At 68.8% G+C, this 12,048-nt stretch carries 14 protein-coding genes; 10 read left to right on the forward strand and 4 right to left on the reverse strand.

The genetic code is table 11. The features are described from left to right. The first annotated feature begins 82 nt into the window (after positions 1–82). Together DCO49_RS05235 and DCO49_RS05240 are read left to right on the forward strand one after the other, a co-directional pair. Positions 83–1,108 carry an AI-2E family transporter gene (locus tag DCO49_RS05235; protein WP_116863119.1) on the forward strand — a complete coding sequence of 342 codons (1,026 nt, stop codon included), beginning with the start codon at positions 83–85 and terminating at the stop codon, positions 1,106–1,108. A 99-nt stretch (positions 1,109–1,207) separates the two neighbouring features. After that, on the forward strand, positions 1,208–1,639 hold the full coding sequence (locus DCO49_RS05240) for a pyridoxamine 5'-phosphate oxidase family protein (RefSeq protein ID WP_116863120.1): 432 nt from the start codon (positions 1,208–1,210) through the stop codon (positions 1,637–1,639). Between the two features lie 34 nt (positions 1,640–1,673). On the opposite strand, the gene DCO49_RS05245 is transcribed toward DCO49_RS05240, so the two are convergent. Continuing rightward, complete coding sequence (locus DCO49_RS05245) at positions 1,674–3,065, reverse strand: DUF2867 domain-containing protein (protein ID WP_116863121.1); 1,392 nt, start codon at positions 3,063–3,065, stop codon at positions 1,674–1,676. A gap of 14 nt (positions 3,066–3,079) precedes the next feature. Continuing rightward, positions 3,080–3,391, reverse strand: a complete 312-nt coding sequence (locus DCO49_RS05250) for a metalloregulator ArsR/SmtB family transcription factor (protein WP_079221004.1) — start codon at positions 3,389–3,391, stop codon at positions 3,080–3,082. Positions 3,392–3,522: 131 nt separating this feature from the next. Here DCO49_RS05250 and DCO49_RS05255 point away from each other — a divergent pair, with 131 nt between their 5' ends. The 6 genes from DCO49_RS05255 to DCO49_RS05280 all read left to right on the forward strand — a co-directional run bounded on the left by DCO49_RS05255 (position 3,523) and on the right by DCO49_RS05280 (position 9,253). Beyond that, positions 3,523–4,125, forward strand: coding sequence for a hypothetical protein (locus tag DCO49_RS05255; protein ID WP_116863122.1), 603 nt, complete (start codon positions 3,523–3,525; stop codon positions 4,123–4,125). Positions 4,126–4,315: 190 nt separating this feature from the next. After that, entirely contained in the window at positions 4,316–4,783 is a 468-nt protein-coding gene (locus DCO49_RS05260) for a DUF2975 domain-containing protein (RefSeq protein WP_116863148.1), read from the forward strand. Further along, the gene (locus tag DCO49_RS05265; protein WP_108764376.1) at positions 4,783–5,007 is read left to right on the forward strand and encodes a helix-turn-helix transcriptional regulator; all 225 of its coding nucleotides are present in this window, start codon (positions 4,783–4,785) and stop codon (positions 5,005–5,007) included. The genes DCO49_RS05260 and DCO49_RS05265 overlap by 1 nt, the downstream gene beginning before the upstream one ends. 42 nt (positions 5,008–5,049) lie before the next feature. Then, the gene (locus DCO49_RS05270) at positions 5,050–6,588 is read left to right on the forward strand and encodes a TerC family protein (protein ID WP_116863123.1); all 1,539 of its coding nucleotides are present in this window, start codon (positions 5,050–5,052) and stop codon (positions 6,586–6,588) included. A gap of 134 nt (positions 6,589–6,722) precedes the next feature. Next, complete coding sequence (locus tag DCO49_RS05275) at positions 6,723–7,925, forward strand: metallophosphoesterase (protein ID WP_116863124.1); 1,203 nt, start codon at positions 6,723–6,725, stop codon at positions 7,923–7,925. Between the two features lie 68 nt (positions 7,926–7,993). Continuing rightward, a complete protein-coding gene (locus DCO49_RS05280) occupies positions 7,994–9,253 on the forward strand; it encodes an MFS transporter (protein ID WP_108768132.1) in 1,260 nt (419 codons plus the stop codon). 4 nt (positions 9,254–9,257) lie between these two features. Here the strand turns inward: DCO49_RS05280 and DCO49_RS05285 are convergent, their stop codons facing one another. Then, positions 9,258–10,205: a nucleoside hydrolase gene (locus DCO49_RS05285; RefSeq protein WP_116863125.1), complete on the reverse strand. Its 948-nt coding sequence runs from the start codon at positions 10,203–10,205 to the stop codon at positions 9,258–9,260. A gap of 154 nt (positions 10,206–10,359) precedes the next feature. Here DCO49_RS05285 and DCO49_RS05290 point away from each other — a divergent pair, with 154 nt between their 5' ends. Together DCO49_RS05290 and DCO49_RS05295 are read left to right on the forward strand one after the other, a co-directional pair. After that, entirely contained in the window at positions 10,360–10,818 is a 459-nt protein-coding gene (locus tag DCO49_RS05290) for a hypothetical protein (protein ID WP_116863126.1), read from the forward strand. Between the two features lie 31 nt (positions 10,819–10,849). Then, positions 10,850–11,176, forward strand: coding sequence for a hypothetical protein (locus DCO49_RS05295; RefSeq protein ID WP_116863127.1), 327 nt, complete (start codon positions 10,850–10,852; stop codon positions 11,174–11,176). 118 nt (positions 11,177–11,294) lie between these two features. On the opposite strand, the gene DCO49_RS05300 is transcribed toward DCO49_RS05295, so the two are convergent. After that, positions 11,295–12,014, reverse strand: a complete 720-nt coding sequence (locus tag DCO49_RS05300) for a GntR family transcriptional regulator (RefSeq protein WP_108768136.1) — start codon at positions 12,012–12,014, stop codon at positions 11,295–11,297. Positions 12,015–12,048: the final 34 nt, after the last annotated feature.

Raw genomic sequence — 12,048 nt, forward strand, 5'->3', positions numbered from 1 at the left:
AGGGCTGAACGGAACGCCGCGCACTGCCCCGGAACCGCCATGGCAATCCACTACCATGGGCCACCCCAGTGGATGTGCTGCCATGACCGACGTGATCCTTGTCCCGCCCAGGCCACCTGCCGCGCGCATCGCCGCCTGGCTGTTGATGCTGCTGGGCATGTGGCTGGCCCTGAAGCTGGGCCTGGTGGTCACGCTGCTGTCGGGCCTGCTGGTGTTCCAGCTGACCCACGTGCTGGCCGACACCGTGGAAGGCAAGCTGCCGCCGGGACGGGCGCGCGCGTTCGCGGTCATCGTGCTGTCGGCGGTGATCATCGGTGCGCTGGTGCTGGCCGGTATCGGCGTGGCCTCGTTCTTCCGCAACGAGACCGGTGGCCCCGACGTGCTGCTGGCGCGGCTGATGGACATCCTCAATACCTCGCGGCACCAGGTGCCCGCACTGCTGCAGCCGTACATTCCCGAAGACCTGACGCGACTGCGCGAGGCGGTGAACGAATGGGCCGCCGAGCACCAGCGGCAGCTGGGCGTGGCCGGTACGTCGGTGGTGCAGGTGGGCGTGCGCGTGCTGATCGGCATGGTGCTGGGCGCGATGATCGCCCTGTACGACGAGCTGCCGCTGCCGAAGATGGGGCCGCTGGCGCAGGAGCTGATCGGGCGCACCACGCGCCTGGCCGTGGCCTTCCGCCAGGTGGTGTTCGCCCAGGTGAAGATCTCGCTGCTCAATACGGTGTTCACCGCGGTGTTCCTGCTGGGCGTGCTGCCGCTGTTCGGCGTGCACCTGCCGCTGTCGAAGACGCTGGTGCTGATCACCTTCCTCGCCGGCCTGCTGCCGGTGGTGGGCAACATCATCTCCAACACCATCATCACCATCGTGGCGCTGTCGGTGTCGTTCTACGTGGCGGTGGCGGCGCTGCTGTACCTGATCGTCATCCACAAGCTGGAGTACTTCCTCAACGCGCGCATCGTCGGCGGCGAGATCCAGGCGCGGGCCTGGGAGCTGCTGCTGGCGATGCTGGTGATGGAAGCGGCATTCGGCCTGGCCGGGCTGGTGGCCGCCCCGGTGTTCTACGCCTACCTGAAGCGCGAACTGGTCGACCAGGGCTGGATCTGATCCCGGCGCGGCGCACGCGTGAAATCCGCCGCGACGGACCTGCACGCCCGCCTTACCTGCGCGAGCGGAGGCTGGGCGCACGCCCACGGAGAACCGACCATGACCACGCTCACCCTGCCCGAACTGGCGAAGAAGATGGCCGGCATCGATTTCGCGATGCTGCAGACCCACGCAGCCGGCGAGATCGACGGCCGGCCGATGAGCAACAACGGCGACGTGGACTACGACGGGGACAGCTGGTTCTTCACCCTGGAGAGCACCGGCATGGTGCAGCAGATCGAAGCCAACCCAGCGGTTGCACTCGGTTTCACCGGCAGCAAGTCACTGCTGGGCAAGCCGCCGCTGTTCGTGCATGTCACGGGCCGGGCTGCGATCATCCGCGAACGCGGTGTGCTGGCCCAGCACTGGGTTGAAGAGCTGGAACGCTGGTTCGAGCAGGGCGTGGATACGCCGGGACTGGTGCTGATCCACGTGCACGCACAGCGCATCCAGTACTGGGATGGCGAGGACCACGGCGAACTGACGGTCTGAATGCCTGCGGTAGCGCCGGGCCATGCCCGGCGGCTCAGATCACTTCGAACGCGCCCTCATCCACCCAGTCGGCCAGCTCCGGCGCCAGTGCATGTTCAACCGCCCGCCGCAGCAGCGCGGGAGCGATGTAGTGGCGGTGCACGGCATCGATCATCGCCATGTACAGGCGGCCGAAGCGGTTGTGGGTCTGCACGCGCGAGCCCAGGCTGACCTGCACGCTGCCGTCGTCACCTAGCTGCACGCGCACGCTGCTGCGGAAGCGCAGGTGGCGGTCGTCTGCACCGAGCAGCACTTCGGCACTGCGGTCCTGCCCGTCGACGCGCGCGTCCAGAACCGGGAAACGGGCGGCGAACAGGCGGCTGCGGTCGGTGGACAGCAGCGACGATACCGGGCAGCCCAGCGGTGAGGTCCGCAGGCGCAACGGTGCGACCAGACGATTGCGCAGCGCCATCAAACGGCCGACGCCGCCCGGCGGATTGCGCAGGAAACCGTCCAGCACCTCGGCCAGCAGCGCGGACGCCGAGCGCTGCGTGCACTGCCCGCTGCGCAGGGTAAGCACGGTCAGGTCCTGGTACTGGCTGGAGGGCAGCGTACCGGCCAACAGGCCCTGCGCGTCGGGACCACCGCTGTGCACCGGGTAATGCGGCGTGCTGCGTTCGACGAACCCGCGCAACGGCCGCAGGTTGATCCGCCGCAGCGGGCCCAGCAGTGAACGGGTCTGCGCACACAGCCGCGCGCACAGGCTGGGCGGCGCGGCCTGCAGTGACAGCTGCAGCAGGGGCGCGGTGGCCAGCATGGCCGCACTCGGCCAATGCGGCTCCGGCAGCACGTCGGTCAGGCTGGGAATGTCGGCACTGTTGGCCTGCACCTGCGCGCGGGTGCTCTCGCTCATGGTCCCGGCCAGTTCATTGCTGTGGCACGACAGCGCGAACAGGGCAGGGTGGGCGGCATGGTTGGAGGCGAACTGGTGCCAGGTGCCGCCGCCGAAGCGCACGGTGAACAGGCAGTCCGGCGGGATGCGGATGCGCCGCAGGCTGCGCAGGAAGGCGGCCGGGTCGGTGGCCAGCTGCGCATCGGCGGCGGTGGCGAAGCGCAGCTCCGCACCGGCGCTGCCGGCGATGGCGGTGAACATGCGTGGGCCGGCATGGCGATGGAACGGATGGCCGCCGCCGGTGACCACGAAGCTGTACAGCGAGGACGCATCGCCGTGCTGCAGGTGCATCCCGCCCAGCCGCGCGGAGGGTTCATCCAGCGCATCGATGAAGGCCGGATGGTGGCGCTGGCGCTCCCCGGCATCCTTCACCAGCGCGTCGCCGGCGCCGATGCCGAGCTGGGCGATGAGGGTGACCTCAATCGGGCCGGTGCCGTCCTGTGCGGGCAGCTGGACACCTGGAAACGAACGGCTGTTGCGGGTCGAACCAGGCATCGTCGTGCTCCTTGTCAGCGGGCAGGGGACTTGCGGCGTGCGCGGGCTTCGCGCTTGAGCGGACCACCGACCGGACAGACTTCGGCGGCCCAGGAGAACAGCGTGTTGGCCAGGCGCTCGGGCACCTGGCGGAAGTACACGAACTGGCCGCGCTTCTCGCGCTCGATCAGGCCGGCCTCTTCGAGGATGCGCAGGTGGCTGGACAGTGCCGGCTTGCTGAAGTCGAAGCGCTCGGCCAGCTCGCCCGCGCTCAGTTCGCCAGCGCTGAGGTAGGCCAGGATCTGCCGGCGGGCACCGGAGGCGAGGGCTTCGAAGATGCGGTCCATGGGTCGTTAATTAACTAATTAGTTAATTGATGATCCGGCGTGCATGGGGCCGTGTCAAGCGGGCGCGCCCGTTGCGCAGCAGCCCCTGCCTTTGCCATCCTCACCGCTGATATCGATCCGTTGGAGCTGTGATGCGTGCTGCGCCCTGGCTGATGGCTGGCCTGCTGCTGCCCGTGCTGGCCGTGGCGCAGCCGTCGCGCGCGCCGAAGCCGGCCGTCGCGCAGGATTCCTTCAGCGAACTGTTCGACACCGCGTGCATGCAGCATATCGGCGCCCCGGCGCGGCTGCAGGCACTGATGGAGGCCAATGGGCTGACCCCGCTGCAACCAGCCGAGGCGGCCACCCTGTTGCAGGGCCAGCCTGGCGTGGCGTGGCTGGTGCCGCTGGCCAGCGGGCGTTATGCGGTGAGCTGGGCCGACGACGGCACCTGCAGTGTGTACGCGGAGAAGGCCGAACCGGCGGTGGTGCAGAAGGGTTTCGCGCGGTTGATGCAGGCGGCGCCGAAACCGCTGCAGGTGCGTTCGCTGCCCGGCCGCGGGCCGCTGCCGGCCGACCAGGTGGCCATCCAGTACGGCTGGGCCACGCCGGGCGAAACCAGGCTGCGCGTGCGTTTCCGCCTGGTCACCCGCCAGGCCGCCGAAGCTGGCGTGCAGGCGATGGCGTCGGCCAGCCCGGGTGAAGCCATGCTCGAACAGGCGTCCACGCCGCCGGGCGAGGCGACGCCTCCGCGCTAAGGCCGGGCCCCGGCCCACGCGTGCGATTCATCCACTGCGTCCGGATGTGGTATATCGTTTATCGATAAATCCATCCCGGGCGGCGAGGCTGCCCCACGCCGGAGGTTGCTTGACCGCTCGTCCCGCCCGCGCCGAATCCGCGCGAGGCTTGTTCACCCTGGCCCAGACCGCCGTGCAGGCCGTTCGGGCAATGTGCTGGCTGGGCATCCTGGCCGCGCTGCTGGCCGTTCCCCTGGTGGCCTACGACCGGCGCTGGCTGCTGGACAGCGTGCACGACGCGCACGCCGCGGCCGTCCACGGCAGCGATCTGTTCCTGCATTTCTGCCTCGGCCTGGGCAGCATCGTGGCCCTGCTGGTGCTGTGCCTGGTGTTCCTGCGGCACCTGGCGCGCCTGCTGCGCTCGGCCGCCGGTGCGCGCCCGTTCACCCATGCCAACGCGCAGCGCCTGCAGCGCATGGCGTGGCTGATGCTGGCGATGGAAGTGCTGTCGATCATCATCGGCGTGTACGCATCCTGGATGGGCCCGGACTTCGCGTGGATGGAAGTCGGCGGCGGCATGTCCATCACCGGCCTGATCGCCGTGCTGATGCTGTTCGTGCTGGCACGCGTGTTCGCCGCCGGTGCGGCCATGCGTGATGACCTCGATGGTGTCATCTGATGGCGATCGTCATCACGCTCGACCGCATGCTGCAGGAACGGGGCATGACCCTGTCCGAGCTTGCCGGGCGCATCGACATCACCCTGGCCAACCTGTCCATCCTCAAGACCGGCAAGGCACGCGCCATCCGCTTCTCGACGCTGGATGCGATCTGCCGCGAGCTGCAGTGCACGCCGGGCGACCTGCTCGGGCATGACCCGCTGCAGGCGCAGGACGACGACTGAAACACCCCTCTCTCCCTTACCTCATGAAGAAACGGAACCGAAATGGAATGGTTGGCTGACCCCTCGATCTGGATGGGCCTTGCGACCCTGATCGTGCTTGAGATCGTGCTTGGCATCGACAACCTGGTGTTCATCGCGATCCTGGCCGACAAGCTGCCACCGCACCAGCGTGACCGCGCGCGGGTGATCGGCCTCAGCCTGGCCCTGCTGATGCGCCTGGTGCTGCTGGCCGCGCTGGCCTGGATCATGAAACTGACCGAGCCGCTGCTGACGCTGTTCGATCACAGCTTCTCCGGGCGCGACCTGATCCTGCTGGGCGGTGGCCTGTTCCTGCTGTTCAAGGGCACCATGGAACTGCACGAGCGCCTGGAAGGCCGCCAGCACGAGGACAACGGCAAGAAGGTGTATGCCAGCTTCGCGATGGTGGTGGCGCAGATCGTGGTGCTCGACGCGGTGTTCTCGCTGGACTCGGTGATCACCGCTGTCGGCATGGTCGACAACCTGGGCGTGATGTACGCCGCGGTGACCATCGCCATGGTGCTGATGCTGCTGGCCAGCAAGCCGCTGACCCGCTTCGTCACCAAGCATCCGACCGTGGTCGTGCTGTGCCTGGGCTTCCTGCTGATGATCGGCTTCAGCCTGGTGGCCGAAGGCCTGGGCTACAAGATTCCGAAGGGCTATCTGTACGCGGCCATCGCCTTCTCGATCCTGGTGGAAGCCTTCAACCAGTGGGTGCGTTTCAACCGCGAGCGCAACGAGCGCCGCCAGCCGTTCCGCCAGCGCACCGCCGATGCAGTGCTGCGCATGCTGGGTGCACGCCCGGCCAACGGCCACGATGACGCCGGCGAAGAGGAGCACGGTGATGCGGAGGAGCGCCTGCAGCCGGCCGAGCACGAGATGATCCGCAGCGTGCTGGGCCTGGCCGACCGACCGGTGTCGAGCGTGATGACGGTGCGTGCCGACGTGCAGTGGATCGACTTGGCGCGTGGCCAGGACGACGTGGTGGCGCGCCTGGTGGCGTCGCCGCATACGCGCCTGCTTGTGGGCGAGGGCGACCTGGACTGCCTGCGCGGCGTGGTGCAGAGCCGCGACCTGCTGGCCGACCTGCTGCAGGGCAGGCCTCTGCAGCTGGAGGGCAACCTGCGCGAGCCGCAGTACGTGCTGTCCAGCGCCAGCGCATTGCAGGCATTGGAACTGATCCGCCAGCACCCGGTGCCGCTGGCGGTGGCCGTGGACGAGTACGGCAGCGTGGAAGGCCTGGTGACCGCCAACGACCTGCTGGCGGCGATCGCCGGCGACCTGGCCGATACCCAGGACGAGCGCTACGGCGTGGTGGCGCAGGGCGAGGGCCAGTGGGAAGCCGACGGCGCGCTGACCCTGGACGACCTGCAGCGTCTGGCGGGCGTGTCGCTGCCGCGCAGCAGCGACTACATGACCATTTCCGGCCTGGTGCTGGACCAGCTGGGGCGCCTGCCGGATGAAGGCGATGCGGTGGATGTAGCCGATGTGCGCATCACCGTGCTGGCGATGGAGAAGCGCCGCATCGCGCGTCTGCGCGTGCAAAGGCTGGCGCAGCCGTAACGCGCCGCCGCCTCGTGTAGAGCCGAGCCCACGCTCGGCTCTACAGTTGAAGCGGCCGAGCATGGGCTCGGCTCTACGGTTGAAGGAGCCGAGCATGGGCTCGGCTCTACCCATTGCAATCTCCGCCCGTCACCATGGCGGGCCCTACGTTCTGGAATGCCGCAGTGCTGAGTACGATTGGTTTGTTGATGGGCCTGTACGTGGCCTGGCGCCTGTTCTGGCCGCTGCGCCTGCCGGTGTGGGCCAAGGCCCTGTTGTCGCTGCTGCTGGTGGGCCTGGCCGTGCAGCTGCGCATCGTCGCCACCTTCTGGGGCACGATGGCCTCGCCGGAAATCCCGAAGATGGCCATCGCCGTGCTGGCTACCGGCTCCACCGCCGTGCTGCTGTTGGCGCTGGCGATGCTGCTGTTCGATGCCGGCCTGCTGGCAGCGCGCGCGCTGCGCCTGCCGGGTGCAGTCTCGGCTCTGCGTACGCCGTTGCTGCGTCCGCTGGCCGCAGGTGTCGCATTGCTGCTCAGTGCCTACGGCGTCAGCCAGGGCATGGCGGTGCCGAAGCCGCGTCAGGTCGAGGTCGCCATCAAGGACCTGCCGGCCGCCTTCGACGGCTACCGCATGCTGCAGCTCACTGACATCCACGCCAGCCGCCTTCTGACCGGCGACTGGGTGCGCCAGGTGGTGGCCGAAAGCAATGCGCTGAAGCCGGACCTGATCGTGATCACCGGTGACCTGATCGATGGCACGGTGGATGCACGCCGCGATGATTTCCGTCCGCTGGGCGACCTGCAGGCGCCGGACGGGGTGATCGCCATCACTGGCAACCACGAGTACTACGCACAGTACAGCGACTGGATGCAGGCCTTCCGCGCGCTGCACATGCAGGTGCTGGAAAACAGCCACACCCAGGTGCGGCGTGGCGATGCCGCGCTGACCATTGCCGGCGTCACCGACCCGATGGCGGCGCGCTACGGCCTGCCGCTGCCCGACCTGCAGGCGGCGCTGGCCGGTGCCGATCCGGCCGCACCGGTGATCCTGCTCGACCATCGCCCGCGCAATGCCGCCGATGCGGCCGCGCGCGGGGTGAAGCTGCAGCTGTCCGGCCATACCCATGGCGGGCAGATCGTCGGTATGGACCAGCTGGTGAAGCGGGCCAACGGTGGTTTTGTCTCCGGCCGCTACGAGGTGGATGGCATGACCCTGTACGTGAGCAACGGCGCCGGCCTGTGGGCCGGTTTCCCCGCGCGCATCAGCGTGCCTTCGGAAATCACCCTGTTCACCCTGCGCCGCGCACCCCGAACTCTGATGGGGTCGGATCCCTTTGCCACCGGTAAAGGGCTCTGACCCCGCCTCCTGCCTGCAGATGCACCGCGTCGTCACCCCGCGCGTGACACCCTCCGGCCATGAATGAAATGACGGCGGCGCGGCAGCGCTCGATGTGGGTCGCGGGCCTGTCCACCGTGGTGGAGTGGTACGACTTCACCCTGTACCTGTATTTCGCCACCGTGTTGTCGCGGGTGTTCTTCGGTGGCGGCGAGCAGGCAATGCTGGTCACGCTCGCGGGCTTCGCCGTCTCCTACCTGATGCGGCCGCTCGGCGCACTGTGCTTCGGCCACCTCGGTGATCGCCTCGGCCGACGCTGGATGCTGCTGGCCTCGATGGCGCTGATGGCGGCGGCGATGCTGGCCACTGCCCTGCTGCCGACTGCAGCGACGGCGGGCACTACGGCCGGCGTGCTGCTGCTGGTCCTGCGCTGCGTGATGGCCTTTTCGGTGGGCGGCGAATACACCGGCGTGGTTGCCTACCTGCTGGAAAGCGCACCGGCCCGCCGCCGCGGCCTGGTCACTTCGCTGGCCTCGGCGGCCAGCGAAGTGGGCGCACTGCTGGCGGTGGCGATCTCTGCGGTGACCGTGGCGATGCTCACGCCCGCACAGCTCGATGGCTGGGGCTGGCGCATCCCGTTCTTCGTCGGTGCCGCGCTCGCGCTGGTGATTCTCATAGCGCGCTCGGGCATGCACGAATCGCCCGAGTTCGAGCGCCAGCGTCGCGAGGGCAGCATTCCGGCGACGCCGCTGCGCCATGTGCTGCGCAACCATCCCGGCGCGGTGGCGCGCACCTTCGCGATCTCCGCACTCGGTTCGATCACCTACTACGTGGGCATCACCTATGTGCCGGCCTTCCTGCATGCGCAGGGGCACGATGAAGGCGATGCGCTGTGGCTGTCGACAGTCGCGGCAGTGGCGGTTATCGCCATCACGCCGCTGTGCGGACTGCTGTCCGATCGCTTCGGGCGGCGACCGCTGCTGCTGGGCCTGACCGTGCTGGCGGCGTTGCTGCCGCTGTCGATGTTCGGCTGGATGGCCGAGGCCGCGCCGCTGGGCATCGCGCTGGCGGCGGTGGTGCTGGCCTGCGTGGCGGGCGGCATCAGCGCGGTCGCGGCACCAGCCACGGCCGAGCAGTTCCCGGGCGAGGGCCGGGTGAGCGGGCTGGCACTGGGGGTGACCATGGCCACGGCGGTGTTCGGCGGTGCGACACCGTGGCTGGCGCAGTGGTGGGTGGAACGCAGCGGCTGGGCGGCGGCGCCGGGCGCGATGATCGCGCTGGTGGCGGTGCTGGTGCTGCCGGTGCTGTGGACCCTGCCCGAGACGACCCCGGGCAGGGGCAAGCGCTAGGCGATCAGACCGCCAGGGTCTGCTCGATGTCGGCCAGCACGGCCGGCGCATCCACGCCGATGGCGATCGACTGCAGCACGTGGCCATCCCACACGCTGGGGCCGAAGGCCAGGCCTTCCGGCTTGGGGATGGTCATGCCGCGGGCAACGCCGTCGGTGGCCACGCGCACGCTGGCGCGCTCGAACTGGAACAGCTCCGGGCGGGTCAGGGCGATGCAGGCGCAGCAGTCGTGCACGACCATGCCCTTGTGCCCGGCCTGCAGGTAGAAGTCCACGTAGTCCTGCGACAGCGCACGCACCAGCTCGGCATCGGCACCGCCGATGGCAGCCAGCTTGTCCAGGCCGTCACGGTCCATCTCCACGCGGGTGGTGACGTCCAGGCCGATGGCGGTGACCGGCCACTGCGCGGTGAACACGATGTCAGCCGCTTCGGCGTCGCCCCAGATGTTGGCCTCGGCGGCCGGGGTGATGTTGCCGTTGACGTGGAAGGCGCCGCCCATCAGGACCACGCCGCGCACCAGGCCGGCGATGTCCGGAGCCTGCTGCAGGGCCAGGGCCAGGTTGGTCATGCGGCCGACCGCGACCAGGGTCACTTCGCCCGGGTGGGCGCGGACCAGGTCGATGATCAGCTGGTGGGCCGGGCGCCCATCGGCGGCCACGTCCAGCGCAGCCGGCACCGGGTGGTTGCCCAGGCCGTTGTGGCCATGGATGTGCACCGGCCACGCTTCCGGGGTGGCTTCGGGCTGCAGCGGGCCGGCGGCGCCGCGCGCGACCGGGGCGGCAAAGCCCCAGGCCTGCTTCAGGTACAGCGCGTTGCGGGTGGTCGAATCCACCGACGCGTTGCCGAAGGTGGTGGTGACGCCGACCAGGTCGATCTGGGCGTGCTTGTGCAGGTACAGCAGGGCCAGCGCGTCGTCGACGCCCGGGTCGGTATCGAAAATGACTTTCAGCATGTTGTTGTTCTTCTTCTTCCGTGTGGTGCAAGGGGGCCGGCGGGACCCGGGGGGCCGGGCCGGCGCGCCCTACATTGTCCCATCTTCATGACAGGCAGGGCGAACCGGGGCGGCGGTGCTATCGTCAGGGGGTATCCACGGAAGGAGAACCGCCATGAAGACCCCCGCGATCCTGCTGGCCGGGCTGCTGTGCCTGGGCGCCGTCGCGCCGGCCCTGGCCACCTCGGTGGCGCCGAAGCCGCTGGCGGAAATGGTGGCGGACGCCGACCAGATCGTCCGCGCCAAGGTGGTCGACGTGGAGATGGTCGATGGCAGGGGACGGCCGCTGACCGATCCCGGATCGCGTACCGGGCCAGGCTTGGACAACGAGATCCGCCTGGTGTTGCAGGTGGAGGAAGTGCTGCGGCCGCGGGAGGGCAAGGTGCCGGCGGCGATGCGGGTGCCGCTGTGGACGATGTGGCATTACACCTTGGGCCATATCCGCGAGGCCACGCTGGGCAGCGAAAGCCTGTTCCTGCTCAAGGGCGAGCGCCACGCACCGGTCTATCCGACGGGTTTCCAGCGGCCGCTGGAAGAGCGCGCGCAGATCCAGTCATTGATGGTGGCGCCATGACCGCGCCGGTTCGCTGCTGCGGAGGCACGCCATGCTGGTGGTGACCCTGGTCCTCATCGCCCTGGTGCTGGGCCTGAACCTGGTCGCCACTTATGTGGTGGTGCGGCGCGACGACGTGTCGGTGGGAGGACGGATGGTGCAGCTGCTGCTGGTCTGGCTGCTGCCGCTGGTCGGCGCGATCCTGTGCATGGCGATCGCCACCGCCGATGGCTCGGTCAGCCGCAGTGATGGCAGCTTCGCGGGCAGCTACGATTCCTCGGGTGGGTATGCCGGTGACAGCCACGGCAGCCACAGCCATGGCGGATCGGACTGCAGCAGCGACAGTGGTGGCGGCGATGGTGGCAGCTGCGGCGATTGAGGCGCAGGCATTGTGTAGAGTCGAGCCATGCTCGACTGCCCCGAAAAAGCAGTCGAGCATGGCTCGACTCTACAGAACAGCGGTCAGCCGTGGTTTGTCGTGGCGGGCAACAGCCCGCTCAGCCGCCGCCTTCGGTCGGCAGCGGCGCGGGCACGTTCAACAACCCGCCATCGGCCACGTACGCGGCCAGCGCCTGGCCCTGGCTCAGCAGGTGGCGTTCCATGGTGCGCTCTGCCGCCTGCGCGTCACGGCGGCGGAAGCAGTCCATCAGCTCGCGGTGTTCGGCCAGCGACTGCGCCGTGCGGCCCGGTGCCAGCAGCTGGCGGCCACGGTGCATCTTCAGGATGCGGTGCAGGTCGTGGGTGATGCGGATCAGCCACGGGTTGCCGGCGTAGTGCTGCACGGTCTCGTGGATGAGGTAGTTGTTGCGGTAGTACTCGGCGATGTTGCCGTTGGCGGCCGCCGCTTCCATCGCCGCATGCAGGTCTTCCAGCTGCTGCACGCCGGCGTCGTCGATGTGCTTGACCGCCTCATGCGCGCAGCGGCCTTCCAGCATCGCCATCACCGGGAACAGCTGGTTGAGGTCTTCCAGGGTAAGTCGGGTGACCCGCGCACCGCGGCCGGCATCGATCTGCACCAGCCCTTCGGCGGCCAGCAGCTTCAACGCCTCGCGCAGCGGCGTACGGCTGATGCCGAGTTCCTCGCACAGCGCGGGTTCGTCGATCCATTCGCCCGGCGGCAGCCGGTAATCGTAGATGCGCTCGCGCACATGCTCGGCCACCTCTTCGTACAGAGGTGCGCGCTTCTTCGGCGAACGCGGGGCGGGAGCAATGGCCATGGTGGAAAGTGTACTGCCTCCCTGCGTGGAACCT

The organism is Stenotrophomonas sp. SPM, from assembly GCF_003105135.1.
In the GTDB taxonomy this organism is placed as follows: domain Bacteria; phylum Pseudomonadota; class Gammaproteobacteria; order Xanthomonadales; family Xanthomonadaceae; genus Stenotrophomonas.